Origin of the sequence: Streptomyces sp. NBC_00162, assembly GCF_024611995.1 — a bacterium.
In the GTDB taxonomy this organism is placed as follows: domain Bacteria; phylum Actinomycetota; class Actinomycetes; order Streptomycetales; family Streptomycetaceae; genus Streptomyces.
Genome location: NZ_CP102509.1, coordinates 5,815,894 through 5,836,483, shown reverse-complemented (window position 1 = coordinate 5,836,483; position 20,590 = coordinate 5,815,894). Strand labels below are relative to the sequence as shown.

The 20,590-nt window shown below is 72.3% G+C and carries 22 protein-coding genes and 3 tRNA genes; 11 read left to right on the top strand and 14 right to left on the bottom strand.

The window, feature by feature from the left end:
• Positions 1 to 1,683, bottom strand: coding sequence for a hypothetical protein (locus JIW86_RS27095; protein WP_257556489.1), 1,683 nt, complete (start codon positions 1,681 to 1,683; stop codon positions 1 to 3).
• Positions 1,684 to 1,882: 199 nt separating this feature from the next.
• The gene (locus JIW86_RS27090) at positions 1,883 to 2,221 is read right to left on the bottom strand and encodes a winged helix-turn-helix transcriptional regulator (RefSeq protein ID WP_215140910.1); all 339 of its coding nucleotides are present in this window, start codon (positions 2,219 to 2,221) and stop codon (positions 1,883 to 1,885) included.
• A gap of 96 nt (positions 2,222 to 2,317) precedes the next feature.
• Here JIW86_RS27090 and JIW86_RS27085 point away from each other — a divergent pair, with 96 nt between their 5' ends.
• A complete protein-coding gene (locus JIW86_RS27085; RefSeq protein ID WP_257556487.1) occupies positions 2,318 to 3,208 on the top strand; it encodes an NAD(P)-dependent oxidoreductase in 891 nt (296 codons plus the stop codon).
• Here the strand turns inward: JIW86_RS27085 and JIW86_RS27080 are convergent, their stop codons facing one another.
• From JIW86_RS27080 to JIW86_RS27070, 3 genes are all read right to left on the bottom strand, one after another.
• Entirely contained in the window at positions 3,209 to 4,009 is an 801-nt protein-coding gene (locus JIW86_RS27080; protein WP_257556485.1) for an EI24 domain-containing protein, read from the bottom strand.
• A gap of 230 nt (positions 4,010 to 4,239) precedes the next feature.
• Positions 4,240 to 4,662 (bottom strand): organic hydroperoxide resistance protein, encoded by a 423-nt coding sequence (locus JIW86_RS27075; protein ID WP_215140907.1) that lies wholly within the window; start codon positions 4,660 to 4,662, stop codon positions 4,240 to 4,242.
• A gap of 64 nt (positions 4,663 to 4,726) precedes the next feature.
• On the bottom strand, positions 4,727 to 5,749 hold the full coding sequence (locus tag JIW86_RS27070) for an NADP-dependent oxidoreductase (protein WP_215140906.1): 1,023 nt from the start codon (positions 5,747 to 5,749) through the stop codon (positions 4,727 to 4,729).
• Between the two features lie 96 nt (positions 5,750 to 5,845).
• On the opposite strand from JIW86_RS27070, the gene JIW86_RS27065 reads away from it, so the two are divergent.
• Positions 5,846 to 6,268, top strand: a complete 423-nt coding sequence (locus JIW86_RS27065) for a MarR family winged helix-turn-helix transcriptional regulator (RefSeq protein WP_215140905.1) — start codon at positions 5,846 to 5,848, stop codon at positions 6,266 to 6,268.
• On the opposite strand, the gene JIW86_RS27060 is transcribed toward JIW86_RS27065, so the two are convergent.
• Entirely contained in the window at positions 6,265 to 6,861 is a 597-nt protein-coding gene (locus JIW86_RS27060) for a hypothetical protein (protein WP_257556483.1), read from the bottom strand. The genes JIW86_RS27065 and JIW86_RS27060 overlap by 4 nt on opposite strands.
• Before the next feature lie 276 nt (positions 6,862 to 7,137).
• Between JIW86_RS27060 and JIW86_RS27055 the strand changes: the two genes are divergently transcribed.
• Positions 7,138 to 7,653 carry a hypothetical protein gene (locus tag JIW86_RS27055; protein ID WP_257559457.1) on the top strand — a complete coding sequence of 172 codons (516 nt, stop codon included), beginning with the start codon at positions 7,138 to 7,140 and terminating at the stop codon, positions 7,651 to 7,653.
• Here JIW86_RS27055 and JIW86_RS27050 read toward each other — a convergent pair.
• Entirely contained in the window at positions 7,650 to 8,360 is a 711-nt protein-coding gene (locus tag JIW86_RS27050; protein ID WP_257556481.1) for an esterase/lipase family protein, read from the bottom strand. The two genes, JIW86_RS27055 and JIW86_RS27050, sit on opposite strands and share 4 nt — an antisense overlap.
• 222 nt (positions 8,361 to 8,582) lie before the next feature.
• Between JIW86_RS27050 and JIW86_RS27045 the strand changes: the two genes are divergently transcribed.
• The 3 genes from JIW86_RS27045 to JIW86_RS27035 all read left to right on the top strand — a co-directional run bounded on the left by JIW86_RS27045 (position 8,583) and on the right by JIW86_RS27035 (position 12,095).
• Positions 8,583 to 9,620 carry a rod shape-determining protein gene (locus JIW86_RS27045; RefSeq protein ID WP_215140901.1) on the top strand — a complete coding sequence of 346 codons (1,038 nt, stop codon included), beginning with the start codon at positions 8,583 to 8,585 and terminating at the stop codon, positions 9,618 to 9,620.
• Positions 9,617 to 11,212 carry a GAF domain-containing protein gene (locus JIW86_RS27040; protein WP_257556479.1) on the top strand — a complete coding sequence of 532 codons (1,596 nt, stop codon included), beginning with the start codon at positions 9,617 to 9,619 and terminating at the stop codon, positions 11,210 to 11,212. Before JIW86_RS27045 ends, JIW86_RS27040 begins: the two co-directional genes overlap by 4 nt.
• A 133-nt stretch (positions 11,213 to 11,345) precedes the next feature.
• A complete protein-coding gene (locus tag JIW86_RS27035) occupies positions 11,346 to 12,095 on the top strand; it encodes a hypothetical protein (RefSeq protein ID WP_257556477.1) in 750 nt (249 codons plus the stop codon).
• 89 nt (positions 12,096 to 12,184) lie between these two features.
• On the opposite strand, the gene JIW86_RS27030 is transcribed toward JIW86_RS27035, so the two are convergent.
• The gene (locus tag JIW86_RS27030) at positions 12,185 to 12,619 is read right to left on the bottom strand and encodes an Lrp/AsnC family transcriptional regulator (protein WP_257556475.1); all 435 of its coding nucleotides are present in this window, start codon (positions 12,617 to 12,619) and stop codon (positions 12,185 to 12,187) included.
• Between the two features lie 69 nt (positions 12,620 to 12,688).
• On the opposite strand from JIW86_RS27030, the gene JIW86_RS27025 reads away from it, so the two are divergent.
• Together JIW86_RS27025 and JIW86_RS27020 are read left to right on the top strand one after the other, a co-directional pair.
• The gene (locus JIW86_RS27025; protein ID WP_257556473.1) at positions 12,689 to 13,342 is read left to right on the top strand and encodes a LysE family transporter; all 654 of its coding nucleotides are present in this window, start codon (positions 12,689 to 12,691) and stop codon (positions 13,340 to 13,342) included.
• A 71-nt stretch (positions 13,343 to 13,413) separates the two neighbouring features.
• Positions 13,414 to 14,754, top strand: a complete 1,341-nt coding sequence (locus JIW86_RS27020) for a carboxyl transferase domain-containing protein (RefSeq protein WP_257556471.1) — start codon at positions 13,414 to 13,416, stop codon at positions 14,752 to 14,754.
• Between the two features lie 27 nt (positions 14,755 to 14,781).
• Here the strand turns inward: JIW86_RS27020 and JIW86_RS27015 are convergent, their stop codons facing one another.
• A complete protein-coding gene (locus tag JIW86_RS27015) occupies positions 14,782 to 15,603 on the bottom strand; it encodes a helix-turn-helix domain-containing protein (RefSeq protein ID WP_257556469.1) in 822 nt (273 codons plus the stop codon).
• Positions 15,604 to 15,651: 48 nt separating this feature from the next.
• Here JIW86_RS27015 and JIW86_RS27010 point away from each other — a divergent pair, with 48 nt between their 5' ends.
• Positions 15,652 to 16,014: a cupin domain-containing protein gene (locus JIW86_RS27010; RefSeq protein WP_215140894.1), complete on the top strand. Its 363-nt coding sequence runs from the start codon at positions 15,652 to 15,654 to the stop codon at positions 16,012 to 16,014.
• Positions 16,015 to 16,029: 15 nt separating this feature from the next.
• On the opposite strand, the gene JIW86_RS27005 is transcribed toward JIW86_RS27010, so the two are convergent.
• Positions 16,030 to 16,961, bottom strand: a protein-coding gene (locus tag JIW86_RS27005; RefSeq protein ID WP_416237519.1) for an IS5 family transposase whose coding sequence is annotated in 2 segments (ribosomal slippage) — positions 16,030 to 16,613 and positions 16,613 to 16,961 — 933 coding nt in all. Because the reading frame shifts where the segments join, the coding sequence is not laid out codon by codon here.
• A 79-nt stretch (positions 16,962 to 17,040) separates the two neighbouring features.
• Positions 17,041 to 18,303 carry an MFS transporter gene (locus JIW86_RS27000; protein ID WP_257556467.1) on the bottom strand — a complete coding sequence of 421 codons (1,263 nt, stop codon included), beginning with the start codon at positions 18,301 to 18,303 and terminating at the stop codon, positions 17,041 to 17,043.
• A 214-nt stretch (positions 18,304 to 18,517) separates the two neighbouring features.
• Between JIW86_RS27000 and JIW86_RS26995 the strand changes: the two genes are divergently transcribed.
• Complete coding sequence (locus tag JIW86_RS26995) at positions 18,518 to 19,675, top strand: carboxylate-amine ligase (protein WP_215140892.1); 1,158 nt, start codon at positions 18,518 to 18,520, stop codon at positions 19,673 to 19,675.
• Positions 19,676 to 19,729: 54 nt separating this feature from the next.
• Here the strand turns inward: JIW86_RS26995 and JIW86_RS26990 are convergent.
• The 3 genes from JIW86_RS26990 to JIW86_RS26980 all read right to left on the bottom strand — a co-directional run bounded on the left by JIW86_RS26990 (position 19,730) and on the right by JIW86_RS26980 (position 20,144).
• Positions 19,730 to 19,803: transfer RNA gene (locus JIW86_RS26990), tRNA-Ile, on the bottom strand.
• A gap of 190 nt (positions 19,804 to 19,993) precedes the next feature.
• A tRNA-Asn gene (locus JIW86_RS26985) sits at positions 19,994 to 20,066 on the bottom strand.
• Positions 20,067 to 20,071: 5 nt separating this feature from the next.
• A tRNA-Asn gene (locus tag JIW86_RS26980) sits at positions 20,072 to 20,144 on the bottom strand.
• Positions 20,145 to 20,289: 145 nt separating this feature from the next.
• Here JIW86_RS26980 and JIW86_RS26975 point away from each other — a divergent pair.
• Positions 20,290 to 20,589: a YtxH domain-containing protein gene (locus JIW86_RS26975; protein ID WP_215140891.1), complete on the top strand. Its 300-nt coding sequence runs from the start codon at positions 20,290 to 20,292 to the stop codon at positions 20,587 to 20,589.
• Position 20,590: the final 1 nt, after the last annotated feature.

Sequence of the window (20,590 nt, the reverse complement as noted above, 5' to 3'; positions counted from 1 at the left end):
TCATCGGATGAAACTCAGCCAGGTCTGGTCGCCGTCCTTGGAGCAGGTGCCGCCGGGTGCGTACTTCGGGCAGCTCCCGTCCTTCTCGGTGATGGTGTGCGACACCCACGGCAGGATCCGGTAGGTGTTCTCCTTGGCCGGCATGTAGCGGTCGGCCATCGAGGAGGAGACGGTGCCGAGGAGCAGCAGCAGGGCGCACAGGGCTCCGATCACCGCCCCTTCACGACCGGGGAGGCCGGTGCCCGCCGTACCACCCGCGGCCTCGGACCCGGTCGCCGACTCGGCCCGGCGTGCGGCCATCCGCTGCGAGACCAGGTGCGCGACGAGCGCGCACAGCAGCAGCCCGCAGTAGAGCAGCTGGTTGTTGGTGCGGGTGTACAGCTGGACGGTCTGCGTCTCGTACATGTGCGAGGCGATGTACATGCGCATCACCCACGCGCTGATGAACATGGCCGCGATGGTGACCACCATCGGCTTGCGGATGCCCAGCCAGATCGCGGCACCGAGGCAGACGAAGGTGACCAGGGCGAACAGCCCGACCCCGCCGTACTCGCCGGGCGGCGGCCAGTCCCCCACCTTGCCGGGCATGTCCGTGCGCCACATCAGGTAGTACGCCGGGTCGGTGAAGTTGTCGAACCGGAAGTTGTAGTCCTTGGTGGTCTGGCCCTCGGTCAGCATGACCATCAGGTAGCGCCCGGCGACCACGAGGAAGGCGGCCAGGGTGGTGCCGAGGAAGGCCGCGCCCTTGAGCCGGCCGAGCCGGCCGGTCCGCCACGGGAAGTACAGCAGCGCGGCGAAGAACACACCCGCCGCGCTCCACAGGAACCAGCCCGAGTAGGTGAGGAACAGCACGCCGAGCAGCGCACCGAATCCGGCGCCCTTGATCAGGAGCGGCCGCCAGCCCTGCGCGGCACTGCGGCTCAGCGAGACCACCAGCGCCACCAGGACCGGCACCAGCAGGACGAGGACGGTCTGGCTGTACGGCTTGTACGCGTCGATCAGCGCGAAGGCCGGGGCCACTCCGAAGGCCAGGGCCCGGACCGGGCTGAGCAGCATGCGCCAGCAGAGGTAGACCAGCGGGCCGAAGGCGGCGGCGCCGAGGATCTGGAGGTCCTTGAAGGCGTACGCGGTGTTGCCGCCGCGGAACCACTCGGCGTAGTAGCCGAGGGTGTAGAGGGGGGCCGGCGGGTAGACCGGAGAGCCCGAGGGGCGGCCGTTGGCCACCGCGTGGGCCCATTCGACGATGCGGCCGCTGTCGCCGTTGAGGCCGAACATCGGCCAGGGCGTGCCGTGGAGGGCGACGACCGCGCCGGCGGCAACGAAGCCGCTGGCCAGACCCGCGATGGCGGCGGCGGCGATCCGGACGGTCAGGTTGAAGTGCCGGCCCTTGCGCAGCCGCATGGCCAGCGCCACCGCGGCGATGAACAGCAGGCCGACGAGCGCGAACCGCAGCTGGATCGCGGCGAGGCCGCTGACCTGCGCGATCCGGTCCAGCGGGTCGAGCTTGAAGCCACGGGCCAGCAGCGGGAGCACGAGCGCCGCGGCGAAGGCGACGATGGCTTCGAGCAGCAGGAGCGTGCCTCGGGAGGCCGTCCCGCGCCGGACGGCAGGTATCGGGCGAGCGGGCGCGGCCGGTCCGCCCGGGGGCAGCACGGCGACCGTGCCCTCGGTACTGACTGTCACTGCTGTGTCCCTAACTGCTGGTCGGTCCTCGGCCCGACGGCCGGTCGTTGCTCGGCAAGCCGTTGCCCGACTCCGGCCCCCGCCGAAGCTCCGGGCCAGGGCGAACTCAAGGGCAGTGAGAGACAGCCTTGGCACTTGCTGCCATGCATACTACGGGCCCACCGGGGGTAAAGGGGGGCCCGGAACCGAGGACCGGAGGCTACGCCGAATCCGGAAGAAGGTGCTTCGCACCCCATTGCCCCAGGGCTTCCAGAGCCGTGTTCAGCTCTTGGCCCAGCGGGGTCAGGGAGTACTCGACCCGCGGCGGGACCTCGTCGAAGACCTCGCGGTGCACGATGCCGTCCGACTCCAGCTCACGCAGCTGCGCGGCGAGCACTTTCTCCGAGACGCCCGGTACGAGCCGGCGCAGTTCGCCGAAGCGGCGCTGCGGGCGCTGCTCCAGCTCCCACAGGAGCGAGACCTTCCACTTGCCGTCGATCACCGACATCGCCGCGGCGATCCCGCAGTGATCCGCGCCGGGCCTCCGTGTCACCGCCATCGCGCACCCCTCCCACCTGCTCGCTCACCTCGGGGTAACCACCCACTCCAAGGTGCGTACTTGAGCGCCTCACGGCCTGCCACCAGGCTAAACGCCATGACCGACAACACGTCTCAGAACTCGCTCACCCTGCTCGGCCTCGGCGACATGGGCACCGCCCTGGCCCGCACCTGGCTCGCCGCCGGGCACCACCTCACCGTCTGGAACCGCACCGCCGCCAGGGCCGAGCCGCTGGCCGCCCAGGGCGCCGTCGTCGCCGCGACCCCCGCCGAGGCGGTGGCCGCGAGCCGGCTCGTCGTCGTCTGCCTGCTGGACGACTCATCCGTCGGCTCCGCCCTCGACGGCATCGACCTGACCGGCAAGGACCTGGTCAACCTCACCACCGGCACCCCGGCCGAGGGCCGCGCACGGGCCGCCTGGGCCGAGGAGCGCGGGGCCCGGTTCACGGACGGCGGCATCATGGCCACCCCGACGATGATCGGGGTCCCGGAGTCCGGCGGCTACGTCTTCTACAGCGGCTCGCGCGGCCTCTTCGACACCCACCGGGCGGTACTGGAGGTCCCGGCCGGCGCCCGCTTCGTCGGCGAGAACCCCGGGCACGCAGCCCTGCACGACGTGGCGCTGCTCAGCGCGATGTGGGGGATGTTCGCCGGTATCTCGCAGGCCTATGCGCTGACCGAGGGCGAGGACATCGCCCCGAAGGACCTGGCTCCGCTGCTGTCCGAGTGGCTCGGCGCGATGGGCTTCTTCGTCGGCAACGCCGCCGAGCGGCTGACCTCGCGGGACTTCACCTCGGGCGTGGTGTCCAACCTGGCCATGCAGGTCACGGGCACCGGCACCATGCTGCGCACGGCGGAGGAGCAGGGCGTCAGCACCGAGCTGATCTCCCCGTACGTGGACCTGCTGCGGCGCCGGCTGGCCGCGGACCCGGCCGCGCACGGCGCCGAGGACACGGCCGGGGCGATCACTCTGCTCAAGCGCCCCTGATCACGAGTAGGCGGGCGGCGGCGGTCCGAAACCCGCGGGGGTGGTTTCGGCAGCCGGGGCCTCGTCGGTCCGCAGGAGGTCCCGCGCCATCAGGGTGGCCCCGGCCACCGCGCCCGGCATCAGGAACACCGCGACCAGCGGGACCAGGAACGCCAGCACCAGCGGCACCCCGAAGCCCAGCACCAGCATCCGCCGCGACCGCAGCAGCACCAGCCGCTCGGGCAGGTCCACCTTGCGCCGCTGGAGGGCGACGGCGGTGAGCTCCTGGGTCAGGAAGTACCCGGAGACGCAGAACCCGAGTACCGGGACCACGGTCTGCCCGATCAGCGGGATGAAACCGAGGGCGAAGAGCAGGATCCCGTACAGGAGCACCCGGCCGAGCACCTTCACGCTGTCCCGGGCCGAGACCCACAGCTCCCGCCAGAGCGGAAGCCCGGATTCGGGGACGTCGCCGCCCTCGCTGCGGTCGACGTGCTCCGCGAGGGACTCGTAGAACGGCTGGCCGATCAGCAGGGTCACGGCCGTGAAGGTGATGACGGAGAGGAAGAGCCCGAGGGAGAAGACCAGCCCGGTCAGGAAGCCCCGGAAGAGCCCGAGCCACGGTGAGTCCCAGCCGTCGGCGAAGGGGGTGGCCCAGGCCGTGAAGTCGTCGGCGCCGTAGCCGAGCCCGATCAGCGCGCCCGCGTAGAGGACGAGCGACACCAGCCCGGGCAGCAGCCCGAAGCCCAGCCACCGTCCGTGCCCGAACACCCATCGCTGTCCGGCCAGCAGATACCGGAAACCCCCCGCAAGATCACGCATGGCGCCAGTTTAGGGGGTGTTCCTCGGATCTCCGCGGGAGAAGGAGCGGGGTCTGGTGCGTGCGATCGCAAGGCGCCGGAGTGTCCTGGTAGCGGAGCTACTCGGACACTCCGGCAACGCGGCGAGCGTGCGTGCCAGACCCCGCGACGCCGCGGAGATCCGAGGAACACCCCCTAACGACGAAGGCCGCACCCCGGATCGGGGTGCGGCCTTCGCTGAGCGGTGCCGGATCAGACGGCGAGCTCGACGGTGATGTTGCCGCGGGTGGCCTTGGAGTACGGGCAGACCTCGTGGGCCTTCTCGATGAGGTCCTTGGCGGTGGCGGCGTCCACGTTCGGTATCACGGCGGAGATCTTGACGATCAGGCCGAAGCCCTCGTCGTTCTTGCCGATGCCGACCTCGGCGGTGACCGTGGAGCCGGAGATGTCGGCGTTCACGTTCTTGGCGACGACACCCAGGGCGCCCTGGAAGCAGGCGCTGTAGCCGGCGGCGAACAGCTGCTCCGGGTTGGTGCCGGCGCCGCTGCCGCCGAGCTCCTTCGGCGGGTTCACGACGACGTCGAGCGAGCCGTCGTTGGTGGCGACGCGGCCGTCACGGCCGTTCTCGGCGGTGGCGACAGCGGTGTACGCGACGTCGGACTGCGTGATGGACATGAAGAAAATCCTCCAGGTGAATCGCCGTGACTCGCGCCCACGACCACAGCGGTGTGGGGTGAGCCTAACCGGTGAAAGAAACGATCATCTTTCCGGTGTTCTCGCCGCGCAGCATGCCGAGGAAGGCGGAGGTCGCGTTCTCGACACCCTCGACGACCGTCTCGTCGTACCGGAGTTCGCCGGAGCGCAGCCATCCGGCGACGTCCTGGACGAACTGCGTCTGGAGGCCGGCGTGGTCGTTGACGAGGATGCCCTGGAGGCGCAGGCGCTTGCCGATGACCTGCATCAGGTTGCGCGGGCCGGGGGCGGCCTCGGTGTCGTTGTAGCCGGCGATCGCGCCGCACAGGGTGGCCCTGCCGCCCACCTTCATCGAGGAGATCGCGGCTTCCAGGTGGTCGCCGCCCACGTTGTCGAAGTAGACGTCGATGCCCTCGGGGGCGGCTGCGGGGAGCTGCTCGGCGACGGGGCCGTTCTTGTAGTTGAAGGCGGCGTCGAAGCCGTACTTCTCCGTGAGGAGCGTCACCTTCTCGTCCGAGCCGGCGGAGCCGACCACCCGGGAGGCGCCCTTGATCTTGGCGAACTGGCCGACGAGGCTGCCGACGGCACCGGCCGCGCCGGAGACGAAGACGGAGTCGCCCTCCTTGAAGGAGGCGACCTCGAAGAGGCCGGCGTAGGCGGTCAGGCCCGGCATGCCGAGCACGCCGAGGTAGGCGGAGAGCGGGGCGAGCGAGGCGTCCACCTTGGTGGCGAACTTCGCGTCGAGGTCCGCGTACTCGCGCCAGCCCAGGTGGTGCAGGACGTGGTCGCCGACGGCGAAGCCCTCGGCGGCGGAGGCGACGACCTCGCCGACCGCACCGCCCTGCATCGGCTCGTCGAGCTGGAAGGGCGGGATGTACGACTTCACGTCGTTCATCCGGCCGCGCATGTACGGGTCCACGGACATGTGGAGGTTGCGCACGAGGATCCGGCCGGCGGCGGGCTCGGCGGATACGGGGACCTCGCGCAGGGCGAAGTCCTCGGCGACGGGCCAGCCCTGCGGGCGACGGACGAGGTGCCACTCGCGGCTGACGGCGGGGATCTCAGACATGCGGCGCTCCTGGTAAGAACGAAAATTGCTTCACTAGGTGAAACAACCATGCGCCTGGATATTTCATGTTGTCAAGTAAATGGGTACGCTGGTTCCATGCCCAGTCGTCGCGCAGACCCAGTGACCGTCGAGGTCGTCGAGCTCATCGGCGATGTCGTGGCCCGCTACCACATGGAGTACGAGCACGCGGCCGCCAGCCACCAGCTGACAGGCGCCCAGGCCCGGGTGCTGAACCTGCTGGCCTTGGAGCCGCTGCCGATGCGCCGGATCGCACAGAAGCTGAGGTGCGAGCCCTCGAACGTGACCGGCATCGTCGACCGGCTGGAGACCCGCGGCCTGGTGGAACGACGCCCGGACCCCGCCGACCGGCGGGTCAAGCTGGCGGCCCCCACCGAGGAGGGCATGCAGACCGCGGACCGGCTGCGCGAGTCACTAGACTTCGCGCGCGAACCGCTGGCGGGCCTGTCGGCGGAGGAGCGGACGGCCCTGCGGGACCTGCTCAAGCGGATGCTCGGCTAGTCGCCCCAGCACAGGATGCCCAGAAAGCCGCAGTCCTTGGGCGGCGCGGGCGAAGGGCTCGGCGGCGGTGGCGTCGTCGCGGAACCGCTCGGCGTCGGCTGTCCCGAACCGCTCGGCTTTACGGAGCCCCCCGGACCGGGGGTACCGGAGGCCGGTCCCGATGTCGCGGGCGCGGGGGCGGAGGACGTCGGTCCCGGCTGCGTGACCCCTCCGGAGCCCACCCCTGGCCCGCCCGTCTTCGAAGCGGCCCCGGTGGCCTTCGCGGCCGCGGAGGCCTTCCCGGACCCGGCGGGTGCGGGCGCACGGGGGGTCGAGGCCTGCGGCAGCGGCGCGGGCTGCTGGGGCCCGTCGTCGGTCAGCACCACCGTGGCGGCCCGGTCGCTGCGCTGCCCGTCGGTGGCCATCCGGGCCACCGCCAGCGTGCCGGCGGTGGCGACCAGCAGCCCGAGCCCCATGGTCAGCACGGTCCGGCGGCGCCTGCGGTGGGTGGCGCGGCGCCGGGCACCGGTCCGGCGCTCGTTCGGCGCGGACAGCACGACGAGGGAGTCCGCGTACACGTCGGCCAACGTGGACTGCGGCGCGGGCTCTGCCACCGCGGCAGCCGGTACCGCGGGCGCGGCAGGCGGCGCGGGCATCAGGTATTCGGCCGGGGTTCCGCACCCGGCGCACGCCAGTGCGCCGTTGAGGTGCCTCCGACAAGCGGGGCAGTAGTTCATAGGGCCCGCAGGCTACGTGGTCCCCGGCAACATCCGGATCCCGGGAACGTAAGGATCCTGTGTGGAATCGTTGACTCCGTGACAGCGAATCCTCCTCCGGGCGTCCGGGGATCCTTCGGGCCGGCCGCCTTCCAACTGGTGCTGCTGCGCAGAATGGCGGACTTCCAGCCGGACCTCGCCGATGAGGCGCGGCGCCGGCTCGGCGCCTCGCTCGCGGAGCAGCGGGAGGCGAACAAGCGCTGGCAGGCAATGGTTCGCTCACCCCGCGCCCGCGGGGCCCTGGCCCGCTACCGCTCGGTGCTCGGCCCGCCGGAGTCCGCCGGGCCCCGCAGGATCGGGGACCTGGAGTGCGAGGCACTGCTGTGGCCGGTGCCGCTCTGGCCGGACCTGCGCTTCGAGGTGCTGGCCGCGCCGGACGGTGCGGTGTGGAACGAGTGGCTGGTACGGGCCCCCGGCGCACGGGGACCCGTACTGGAGTCGCCGGACGATCTGCTGCCCTGGTCGGCGACGGTGGACGAGGTGGCGCGGGCCTTCGCGCCGGTGCGGCCGATGGAGGGCACCGCGCCGACCCGCTGGCGCCTCGCGTTCACCGCCCGGGGCAAGCCCTGCGTGGCGGAGTTCACGTACGGCCTGCTCCAGCGGGTCGCCGTGGACGCCCAGACGGGCTAGGCGGCGAGGAAGGCCCGTACGCCCGCCGAGGTTCCGTCGTCGCCGAGCAGGTCGTTGTGCTTGAGGCAGCCGACCGGCGTGTTGGCGGCTCCGGTCAGCGGGACGCTGTCGTCCGGGTTGACGACCTCGTCGCAGTTCGACCAGAAGGTCGCGTACTTCACCACGCCCGGGGTCTCGTCCCCGCCGTTCAGGTTCTTCACCACGTACGAGCCGGGGGTCATGTCCCGGCACGCCTGGTCCCACAGGGCGCAGGCCCAGGCGGTGGAGGTGCCGCGGTTGGGTCCGGCCAGGGAGACCCAGTGGTCCACGGTGGCCGTGCCGCCACCGAACTTCACGTACCAGCGGCTCACCAGCGAGCCGAAGGAGTGCGCGACGACGTCGACCTTGGCGGCGCCGGTCTGCCGGCGGACCTCGTCGACGTACGCGCCGAACCGCCCCGCGAGGACCTCGTTGACCGACTGGTGGGTGTCGTAGCCCCAGGAGAAGAGCTCCGAGTCGGCGTACCCGGCGGCCCGCAGGTCCTCGCGCAGGCTTCCCCAGACCCCCGGATCGGCGTTGTAGCCGTGCACGAAGATCACCGGATTGCGCGATGACACCTGGTCAGGAGCGAGGCCCGTAACCCGGTCGGCGGCATGGGCGGGGAAGGGCGCCAGCAGCGCCAGGCAGAGTGTCAGGAGTGCCAGCAATCCCTGGCGGGCCGTCAGCATCGGTTCCCCTTTACCTTGTTACGGGCGAGTAGCGCGTGCGGTGCGCGCATGCTGCTGCCTGTCGGTACAGAAATCCACCCCCATGCAGCTGCGAATCGGCCATGCGGCAGCCCCCGGCCGGAGCAGCCCAACAGGCGGATAGCCCCAAATGCCCGGGATGATATGAAAAGCGACCGGCGCCCTGCCGGTCCTCTTGCGTCAGCGCTCTCGGGAGGATCTGCCGTGACCGTCAGTCTTGAGCAGTTGCGCCGCTGCCACGTCGCCGTCGACCTGGGGGCGGCCCGTACCCGCGTATACGTCAAGGGCGCCGGCCTCGTCGTCGACGAGCCCAGCGTCGCCGCGGTGAACACACGAACCGGCGCGCTCATCGCCGTCGGGACGTTCGCCGAGCGGATGACCGGCCGCACACCCGACTACATCCGGGTCGTACGCCCCGTCTCCGGCGGCACCGTCGTCGACATCGAGATGGCCCAGCGGATGCTGCGCCACCTGCTCGGCGAGAAGCTGCGGCGCGCCCTGCGCCGCAAGCCGCGGCTACGGGCCGCCGCCTGCACCCCGCACGACGCCGACCCGCTGGCCCAGCGGGCGACCGTGGAGACCCTCGTCGGGCTCGGTGCCCGACGCGTCGAACTGGTCGACACCCTGATCGCCGCGGCCGTCGGCTGCGGCCTGCCCGTGGAGCAGCCGACCGCGACGATGATCATGGTGTGCGGGGCCGCGGCCACCCAGGTCGCCGTCCTGTCCCTCGGCTCGATCGTCACCGCCGAGCGGATCCCCGTCGGCGGCGAGGCCATCGACCACGCGGTGGTCCAGCACCTGCGCCACGCGCACGAGCTGATGCTGCCCAGCCAGGCGGTCCGGCCGCTCCAGCTGGCCCTGCACGGCAACGGCATCACCGCCGAGGGACCGGCCTCCACCCTCATCCACGGCCGCGACGTGGCCACCGGACTGGCCCGTTCCGTGCAGGTGGACACGGCGGCCGTGCGGGACGCCATCCACACCCCGCTGACCGCCGTCCTCGACGGCATCGGCAAGGTGCTGCGGGACTGCCCGCCGGACCTGGTCGCGGACCTGACGGACCGGGGGATCATGATGGTGGGCGGCAGCGCCCTGCTGCCCGGCCTCGACCAGATGCTCCGCGACGCCACCGGGATGCCCGTCGCCATCGCCGAACGGCCGGACGTGTGCGCCGTACTCGGTCTCGGCGCCATGCTGGAAGGGAAGATCGCCCCGATGGTCCTCAACCCGCTGGCCGAATGACGCATCCCGAGCCGGTGCGGGCGAGTCTCCCCGTCCTGCTGGAGGCGGTGCTCAGCGTCGGCTCCGAGCTCGAGCTGCACTCCACCCTCCAGCACATCGTGGACTCCGCGGCCGAGCTCTGCGAGGCGCGCTACGGAGCGCTCGGGGTCATCGACCCCGAGCGCTCCCGGCTGACAGAGCTGTTCACCGCGGGGATGAGCGACGCGGAGCGAAACGCGATCCCCCGCCTGCCGGACGGGCGTTCCGGCATGCTCGGAATCCTGATCCGCGACCCGCGCCCGCTCCTGTTGGACGACCTCACGCAGGACCCCCGGGCGGCCGGCTTCCCGCCGGGCCACCCGCCCATGCACAGCTTCCTGGGCGTGCCGATCCGGGTGCACACGGAGGTCTTCGGCAACCTCTACCTCACCGAGAAGCGCGGCGGCGGCAGCTTCACCGAGACGGACCTCTCCCTGCTGCGCGTCCTGGCCGCCCAGGCGGGCATAGCGATCGGCAATTCCCGGCTCTACGAGACCGCGCGCCGCCGGGAGCGCTGGATCGAGGGCGCCGCCGCCGTGACCACGGCCCTGCTGGCCGGGCGTCCGGCGGCGGACGCGCTGATGTGCGTGGCCGAACGGGCCCGGCTGCTGGCGGACGCGGCGGCCGGGGTGGTGCTCCAGCCGACCCCCGAGGGCGGCATGGAGATCGTGGCCGCCTCCACCCACGGGGATCCCGGGGACCTGGTGGGGACGGCGATCGCCCCCGGTTCGCCGGTTCTGGAGCAACTCCTGGGCGGCGAGCCGGTGTTCATAGAGGACTCGGCGACGGATCCCCGGATGACCACGCACGTGCGGGAGCGGTTCGGGCCCAGCATGATGCTCCCGCTCCAGAGCGGCGGCCAGCTGATCGGCACCCTCGCGCTGCCGCGTGCCCGGGGCGGTCGCCCGTACGACGCCGTGGACCGGCTGCTGGCCTCGCAGTTCGCGTCCCAGGCCGCGCTGGCCCTCGTCCTCGCGGACGCGCAGCACGACCGGGAGCAGCTCGCGGTGTACGAGGACCGCGACCGGATCGCCCGGGACCTGCACGACCTCGTGGTCCAGCGGCTGTTCGCGACGGAGATGATGCTGGAGAGCACCCGGCGGCGCTCCTCGAACGCCCCTGCCGGTGACCTGGTGGGAGACGAACTCAGCCTCGCCGTGGACGAACTGGACTCCACCATCCAGGAGGTCCGGACGGCCATCTTCGCCCTCCAGCAGCCGCCGACCGATGCCCCGACGACGTTCCGGGGCCGGGTCCTGCGCGAGACGGGCGGCGCGGGGGTGCTGCTCGGTTTCCAGCCGTCGGTGCAGTTCGCGGGAGCGGTGGACGCCCTGCTCACGGAGCAGGTGGCGGGCGAACTGCTGTCCGCGCTGCGCGGGGCCCTGGCCGCGGCGCACCGGCGCGGCGACGTCACCTCGATCGAGGTGGCGGTGGACGCGAACCCGTCCGTGGTGCGTCTGACGGTCACGGACGACGGCCGTACGGAATCGGGGACGCGGGGCACGACGATGACCTGGAAGTCGGCGCTCCAGGACACAAGCCCCGGGCGGCCGCGCGATCTTACCGATTCCTGACGGCCACCCCCTGGACCGCCCGCAAGGCCCCGTCCGCCTCTAGCGTGATCGGTACATCCCCCGTGTGCGACCGGTCGGCTCAAGCCGCGCCGGCTGCCGCGTCGACCCCGAACACCATTGGACTGGCGGAGAAATGACTGTCGAGACGCTTCCCCACTGCGCTTACCCGGAATGCACCAACCCCGTCGAGGCGCCGGCGCCCGGCAACCCGACGCCCCACTACTGCGCTCACCCGGACCACAACGCGCTGGGGGCCTTCCGCAAGTTCCGGGCCACGAGGCAGCAGCGCAAGGAGGAGAAGCGCCAGGCCTCCGAGGCCAAGAAGGCGGCCAAGGCAGCGGCCTCCGCTCGGCTCCCCGCCCAGTCCACCACGCCGCTCCCCGTGGCGCCCGGCTCGGCCGCTCCCCAGGCCGAGGAGACGATGGGTGCCGTACGGGACGGGGCTGAGGCTCGCGACAAGCTCATCGCGCTCATGTCCCAGCTGGCCACGGACCTGCCCGCCTACTTCGAAGAGCTGGCCATCATCACGGACTCGGTTGCCGCCGAGGCGCGCATCGAGACCGTGACCAAGGCCGCCGCTCAGCGGAACCTGGCCGCCGAGCAGCGCACCGCGCTGGCGGAAGAGGCCGCGGAGCTGGCCATCGCCCAGCTGGACGAGGCCAAGCAGAGGTTCGAAGAGGAGACGGAGAAGATCCGCAACGAGGCCGCGCAGCAGGTGGCCGACGCCGAGTTCGTGCGGGCCGAGCTCGAGCGCTACCGCGCGCGGGTCGGCCAGCTCGAGGAGCGTCTCGACACGGTGCGCGAGGAGGCGGACGCGGCCCGCCGGGAGCGCGGTGAACTCGCCCTGGAGATCGAGCGGCACCGCGCGAAGCACACCGCGTAATCCCGTACCGCCTCGCGGCGGGCAAGAGCAGCATGCCGGTCGCCGCTCACCGCTCGCCGCTCGCCGCTCGCCGCGAGTACGGGGCACCCTCAGGCCGGGCGGTCAGCGGCGCGCAGGGCGATCCGGGTGTTGGACTGGGCCACCCCCGCCTCCCGTTTCAGCCGGCGCAGCAGCCCGTCGAGGGCGGCGGGATCGGCGGCCCGGGCCCGTACGAGGTAGTCGTGCTCGCCCGTCACGTGGACCACCTCGGTGATCCCGGAGAGCTTGGCGACCTGCCGTTCGAACTCCTCGTTGGTGGTGTCCTGGCGCAAGGTCACGTCGATGAACACCACGAGCCCGCCGGCCGTGTCGGCGGCCGGGTCCACCACGACCGTGAAGGCGCGGATCACCCCGTCCCGGCGCATCCGGCGCACCCGGTCGGCGGTGGCGTTGGCGCTGAGGCCGACGCGGACGCCGAGGTCGCGGTACGAGATCCGCGCATCCTGCTGGAGAATGCCGAGGATTTCCCTGTCGAGGCGGTCCATACCGCGATTCTCGCAGTCGGGGCCGATATTCGCGCCCGTCCGGCGGCCCGCGGGCCGGACCCTCCCCTCATGAGCGAACTGATGACACCGGCCCTTGCGGGAACGGCCGCGGGCCTGGGCGTGGCGATGCCGATGGGCGCGATGAGCGTGCTGCTGCTCCAGGAGGCGATGCGCCACCGCCGGACGGCGGTGGCGGCGGCCGCGGGGATCGCGGCGGTCGACCTCGGATACGCCGCCCTCGCCACGGCCCTGGGCCCCTGGGTGGCCTCCCACGTCTCCCCGGTCGAGGCCTGGGTCCGCCTGGCCTCGGCGCTGATCCTCCTGGCCATCGCGGCCCACGGCCTCGCGAAGTCCCGCCGCCGCCCGGACCATTCACCCCCGCCCCCGCTCGAGGCGGCGGACTCCGTGCTCGCGGCCCGGCCGGTCAAGGCCTTCGCGCGGTACGTCGGCCTCACCGCGGTGAACCCCACCACCGCCCTCTACTTCGCCGCCCTCACCACCGCGCAAGGCGCAGCCCTCGGCACCGGCGCGGCCGGAGCCGCCTTCCTCGCCGGCGTCGGCGCCTCCTCCCTCCTCTGGCAGCAGACCCTCGTCGCGCTCGGCGCCCTCGCGGAGAGCCGGATCTCCGCCACCGCCCGCGGGTGGACCTTCCGCCTCGGCTACGGCCTGGTCGCCACCTACGCGGTCAAGATCGCCCTCCCGCTGCCGTCACCCCTCGGGTAACACCCGCCCCCGGCGCTCGCCCCCTGGGCCGCCCCCTGCCTGATCGGCACGACGCGCCCTAGGGTGAACCCGTGACGACCCGCCTCTCGGCCCGCGCGGCCATCGCCTCCGTGACCGACCCCGGCAGCTTCACCGAACTCCCCTCGCCCCCGAGGACGTCGCCAGCCGACGGCCCCCTGGCCTGGACCGGCTACGACGCCTCCCGCACCCGCGCCGAAGCACGCACCGGCGAGCGGGAGTCCGTCGTCACCGGCACCGCCCGCATCGGCGGCCCCGAAGCCGCCGTGATCTCCTTCGAGTTCGGCTTCCTCGGCGGTTCGCTGGGCGAGCGCACCGGAGACCGGCTCGAAGCCGCGTACACCCACGCTCGCGAGCACGGCCTCCCCCTCGTCTCCCTGATCGCCACCGGCGGCTCCCGCATGCAGGAGGGGATGCTCGCCCTGACCCAGCTGCAGCGCGTGGCCCGCCAGTGCGTCCTGACCCGGGCCGCCGGGCTCCCCCAGATCGCCGTGCTGCGCGATCCGACCACCGGCGGCGGCTGGGCCACCCTCGGCGCCGGGGCCGACGTGGTCCTCGCACTGCCCGGAGCCCAGGTCGGCTTCGCCGGCTCCCGGGTGCGCCCGGCGGACGCGGACCCGGCGGCGTACTGCGCCGAGGGCCAGTACGCCGCGGGCCACGTGGACGCCGTCGTGCCCCCCGCGGAGCTCCCGGGGACCCTGTCCGACTGGCTCCGCGTACTGGCCGCGCCCCGCGCCGACGGTCCCGTCGAGCCCCCGGCCGCGCTGGCCGACGCGGAACTCCCGAAGACCGGCTGGGACGCCGTACTCCAGGCCCGCCGTCCGGACCGGCCGCGCGCCGAGGCGTACCTGGACGCGTACTTCGACCTCCGCCTCCCCCTCTCCGGGGACCGGGCGGGCGGCACGGACCCGGGGATGCTGTGCGGATTCGGGCTGCGGGAGGGCCGGGCCGTGGCGTATGCCGCCCAGTGCGGCACCGCCACCCGCCCGGCGGGATACCGTACGGCCGCCCGCGTCATCCGCCTCGCGGACCGGCTCGGCGTCCCCGTGCTCACGCTGGTGGACACCCCGGGCGCGGCCAACGACGCCGCCGCCGAACACGCGGGCGCGGGCCCGGCCATCGCGGACGCCTTCGCGGCACTGGCCGCGGCCGCCGTCCCCGTCACCACCCTGCTGATCGGCGAGGGCGGCTCGGGCGGCGCCCTGGCGCTGGCCGCGCCCGGGAACACCTGGGTCACCCCGGACAGCTACTTCTCGGTCATCGCCCCGGAACTGGCGGCGGCCATCCTCAAGCGCCCCCCGGAGGACGCCCCCGCCACCGCGGACCAACTCCGCATCCGCCCGCAGGACCTGGTGGACCTGGGCGTGGCCCGCGGCATCGTCGGCAGGCCCTGACCCCGGCGGCCGGAGACGGTACGTCCGTCACGGCCGGCCGGACCGGCCGGACCGGGCGAACCGCGCCGGACTGATCCCGACATGGCGCCCGAAGTGGCGGGTCAGGTGCGCCTGGTCGTAGAACCCCGCCGCCGTGGCCGCCTCGGCCGGCCGCATCCCCGCCAGCAGCAGCCGCCGCGCCGCCGACACCCGACGCCCCGTGAGATACGCGTGCGGCGGCAGCCCGTACGCCGTCCGGAAGCTCCGGATCAGCTGCGTGGAATGGATGTGCCCCAGCTCCGCCGAGGCCTCCTCCAGGGTGATCCCCTCGACGACCCGCGCGTCGAGCAGTTCGCGCAGCCGTACGGCGACCTGCGCGCCCGTCGCCCCGCCCGCCGGCGCCTCGCGCCCCGCCAGCCACCGGTGCAGCCGCTCCCCCACGAAGGCCAGCCGCGACTGGGCCTCGAAGGGGTCCCGCTCCCCGAGCGCCAGATGCAGCCCGTGCACGCGCTCGCGCAGCGCTGGGTCGGCCAGCAGCGGGGTGTCGACGGCGGCTCCGGTGAGCCGCTCCGGCAGCACGGAGGTGTCCAGGTACAGCACGCGCTTGCGGAAGCCGGCCTCGGTCACGGTCCGCCCGTCGTGGACCACCCCGGGCGGCAGCAGGATCACCGCCCCGTCGACGCCGACGCCGTGCCGCTCGCGGTCCAGCGCGAAGTCGACCCGTCCGCCGTCCAGGATCATCAGCGCCCAGGTGTCGTGCACATGGGCCGGGTAGGCGTGCTCGGTGAAGCGGGCGTGGAAGACCTCGGCGATGCCCGCAACCGGCGGCTGCCAGGCGGAGACGGTACTGCGCGGACGTATCGCGGCCATGTCAGGAACGTACAAGACCGCCCGCGACGCCTCCCCCAGGCTGTCCGCATGACGACACAGAAGGTCAACATCGCCGAGAAACTGGCCGGATTCACCGATCAGTGGGCCCCCCGGCGGATCGCCCGCGTCAACGACTACGAGGTCAAGCTCGCCAGGCTCCAGGGCGAGTTCGTCTGGCACACCCACGAGGACACCGACGAGCTCTTCCTGGTGGTCGGCGGCACGCTGACGATCCGTCTGCGCGACGGGGACGTGGTCCTGGGCCCCGGCGAGATGTACGTCGTCCCGCGCGGGGTGGAGCACTGCCCGGCGGCGGACGAGGAGGCGCAGATCCTGCTGTTCGAGCCGGCCGGCACCACCAACACCGGAACCGCGGGCGGCGACCGCACCCGGGAACCGGTGGACGCCTAGGCACTGTTTCTCGGATCATGTGCGGAGCCAGATGATGAGGGCTGCGAGGGTGACGGTGCCGAGGTAGATGTAGGCGCGTTTCTCGTAACGGGTGGCGACGGCGCGGAAGCCCTTCAGGCGATTGATGGCGCGTTCGACGGTGTTGCGTTTCTTGTAGCGCTCGCTGTCGAAGCCGGTGGGGCGGCCGCCTCGGGAACCGCGGTTCCTGCGGTGTCTTTGCTGGTCGCGGCGTTCGGGGATGGTGTGCCGGATTCCGCGTCGTCGCAGGTAGCGACGGTTCTTCCGGGATGTGTAGGCCTTGTCCGCCAGGACATGGTCGGGCCGGGTGCGGGGCCGTCCCACTCCGATACGGGGCACGGAGACCTGCTCCAGTACCCGCTCGAATTGCGGGCCGTCACCGTAGTGTCCGGGTGTCAGGACGAGGGCGAGAGGCCGGCATCGCCCGTCAGCGGCGAGGTGGATTTTGGTGGTGAATCCGCCGCGGGAGCGTCCCAGGCACTCGCCGATCTGACCACTTCCTCGAGCCGGACCGCCAGTTTCCGCAATGCCGGATCGACCTGGTTCGTCCCCCCAACGTTCCCCTTTTGGGGAGCCAGGGCCGTCGGTGCCTTCCTTGCGCCGGCGGCGTGCTGGTGGGCCCGCACCGCTGTCGAGTCCACCGAGACGTCCCAGTCGATCTGGCCCGTGGCGTCTTCGGTCGCCTGGATCCGGGACAGCAGCATCGTCCACGTTCCATCGGCTGACCAGCGGCGATGGCGTTTGTAGACGGTCTCCCACGGCCCGAACCGCTCCGGTAGATCCCGCCACTGCACGCCCGTCCGAACCCGGTAGAGCACCCCGTTGATCACCCGGCGGTGATCACTCCACCGGCCCCCACGGGCGCCACCAGGAGGCAGGAACGACTCCAGCCGGTCCCACTCCGCGTTCGTCAGATCCCCACGGCCCATGCAGCCAGCCTGACCCCAACACCCCACCCACGTCAGGAGATCCGAGAAACAGTGCCTAGGCCCTGTCCGGTCCGGGCGATCAGGCCTGCGGGGACCGCGCGTCGTAGCGGGCGAAGCCCCGCCACCGGAGCACGAGCAGACCGAGCACCAGTACGCAGCCGAGGCCCCCGCCCGTGATCGCCACGGCGGGGGAGGTCAGGTCCGCGGCGGTCCCGGCGAGGAAGTCCCCGAGCCGGGGCCCGCCCGCGACGACCACGATGAACACGCCCTGGAGGCGGCCGCGCATCTCGTCCGGGGTGGCGGCCTGGAGCATGGTGGTCCGGAACACCATCGAGACGGTGTCCGCGCACCCGGCCACGGCCAGGAAGAACAGCCCGAGCCACAGGTTCCGGGTGAGCCCGAAGACCGCGATGGCCAGCCCCCACGCGGCGACGGCGAACACGATCGCCAGCCCGTGCCGGCGGATGCGGCCCTGCCATCCGGAGAACAGCCCGCCCAGCAGGGCCCCGACGGCGGGCGCGGCCACCAGCAGGCCGACCGTCTTGGCGTCGCCGCCGTACCAGAGCACGGCGACGGCCGGGAACAGCGCCCGGGGGTGCGCCAGCACCATGGCGGCCATGTCGGAGAAGAAGGTCATCCGGATGTTGGGCCGGGTCCCGAGGAAGCGCAGGCCGTCGACGACGGAGGCCCTCCCCCGCGTCCCCTCCGCGCGGTCGGGCTTCATCGACGGCAGCCGCCACATCGCGTAGAGGGCGGCGAGGAAGGTCACGGCGTCGATCAGGTACGCCGCCTGGTACCCCCACCAGCCGACGATCAGCCCGCCCAGCATCGGGCCCGCCATGGTCCCGGAGGTCATCGTCACGGAGTTCAGCGCGTTGGCGGCGGGCAGCTGCCCGGCCGGCAGCAGCCGCGGGATCATGGCGGACCTGGCCGGCCCGGAGAGCGCCCCGCACACCGCCTGGAGTGCGACGACGGCGTACAGGAACCAGACGCGGTGGTAGTCGAGCAGCGCGGCGGCGGCGAGCGCGACCGACAGTCCGGCGGCGCCCAGCGAGCTGTAGAGGCCGAGCTTGCGGCGGTCGACGGTGTCGGCGATGGCCCCGCCGTAGAGCCCGAAGGCGACGAGCGGGACGAGCGAGAAGAGTCCGACGAGCCCGACGGAGAAGCTGGACCGGGTGATGTCGTAGACCTGGAGGGAGATCGCGAGGGCCGTCATCGCCTGGCCGACCCAGGAAATGGTGCCGCCGATCCACAGCCGCCGGTAGTCGCGGGACGTGCGCAACGGGGTGAGGTCGGCGAATATTCGCCGCTGCGGGCGGTCGGGCGCGGCGATCGGGGTCACAGCGGATGATAACCACCGGCCGGTGGCGGCCCCCGGATCTTTTTTCCGTATGCACGCACCGGCACCAGTCACCCCACCCGGATCCCCGGCCCCACGCCGGACCGGCCTTTGCCGCTAACTCGCCACTATCACCGGACTTTTGACCGAATCGACGTGCGCTCCTCGCCTGGTGTTCAGCTCATGATGAAAAGACTCGTATGTCCAGGGAGGCGTAGTGATCGAACCTGGCAACAGCACCACGAGCACCGGCACCGCGCAGAACACGGTGCGTTCCACCGTTCCCCTCACCGTCGGTGTCGAGGAGGAGTTCCTCCTCGTCGACGCCCGCACCTTCCGGGTGGTCCCCGCCGCCCAACTCGTCCTCGCCACGGCCGGCGGGCTGCCGGGCGAGCTGCACCCCGAGGGCACCCGCTACCAGGTGGAGATCTCCACCCCGATCGCCCATTCGGCGGCCACGCTGCGCGAGGAGCTCGCCGCCCTGCGGCGCACCCTCGGCCGGGCCGCCCGCGCCCACGGCTGCCGCCTGCTGGCCGCTCCCTCTCCGGTCCTGGCGGTGGAGGGGCCCCTGCACCTGACCGACGACGAGCCGCGCCAGCGCGAGCAGCACCGCCGCTTCGGCGCGCTCACCGACACCCTGGTGAGCTGCGGCCGGCACATCCACGTGGGGACGCTCGACGTGGACACGGCGGTCGCGGTGTCCAATCGGGTCAGACCGTGGCTGCCGACGCTGATCGCGCTGGCTGCCAACTCGCCGTTCTGGGGCGGCCGTGACACCGGCCACGCCAGCTGGCGGGCGATGGCCTGGTCGGGCTGGCCCTCGGCGGGGCTGCCTCCGCACTTCACGTCCACGGCGCATTTCCGGCGCTCGGTGCAGACGCTGCTCGGCTCGGGCGCGGCGCTGGACACGAAGATGGTCTATTGGGACCTGCGCCCGTCGGGGCACTGGCCGACGCTCGAGATCCGGGCGCCGGACATGTCCCCGTACCTGGACACGGCCATCCTCCAGGCCGAGCTGGTCCGTGCGCTGGTGGCCACGGCGCTGCGGGAGATCGCGGAACAGCACCCCGATCCACCGTTGCGGGACGACGTACTGCGACTGGCCCGCTGGCGGGCGGCCCACGACGGCCTGGAGGGCTTCGGCCTCGACCCGTACACGGGCGCCGAACTCCCGGCGGCCGACCTGGCGGAGGCCCTGCTGGACCTGGTCGCCCCGGCCCTGGCCGCCTCGGGCGACCTCGACCACGCGGCCAAGACCCTGGCGGGCCTGCTCCGCGACGGCTCGGGCGCCCACCGCCAGCGCGTCGCGTTCGCCCGCCGCCAGGATCTGACGGACGTACTGCGCCACCTCGCGGACGAAACGGAGAACTTCTAGCCCGCAACACGCCAAAGCCGCAGGTGCGATCGTTTCTGCACCTGCGGCTCGCAGTGGGGCGGGTGGGACTCGAACCCACGGCCGACGGATTATGAGTCCGCTGCTCTAACCGGCTGAGCTACCGCCCCTTCACGGCGTGGCGCGTACATGTGTGCGCGCCGTCTGCCGCAGCATAGCCGCTCATACGATCTCCTGCCTCGGATGCCTCGCATGATCGGCTTCGCCTGTTCAGAGAGACCGCGCTGAGGGCTGCCCGGTTCCCGGACGGGGCGACAAAGAAAAGAAGAGGACCCACGAGGGGCCCTCTTCTTCTCGTTGCTCCCCCGGCTGGACTCGAACCAGCAACCCTCCGGTTAACAGCCGAATGCTCTGCCAATTGAGCTACAGGGGACCGCGCTCCCCCGACTGGACTCGAACCAGTAACCTGCCGGTTAACAGCCGGCTGCTCTGCCAATTGAGCTACAGGGGATTGCTGCGGTGCATCGAACAGCCCACCTCCGGCCTTGCCGGGGGGCGAGCGCCCGTTGCGAGTCATAGATTAGCGCAAGCAGGGGGGTGCTCCGCCAATCGGTATCGACAGCAGGCCGGGCACCACACGACGAAGGGTGGCAGGCATGCGGTACAAGGTCACGTTCGCGGTCGGACTGGCCCTCGGGTACGTGCTCGGGACCCGGGCCGGGCGCGAGCGCTACGAGTCGCTGAAGAAGTCGGCGCGGGAGTTCGCCCAGAACCCCGCGGTGCGGAACGCCGCCGAGACCGCCGGGCACACCGGGCGCGAGTTCGCCGGGAAGGCCTTCGCCGCGGTGAGCGAAAAGGTCGGCGACGCCGTACCCGCGTCGCTGGCCGGGCGGGTACGCGGACTGCGCGACCGGGTCGGCGGCGGCGAGGACGACTGGGGCACCAGCAACACCTGAG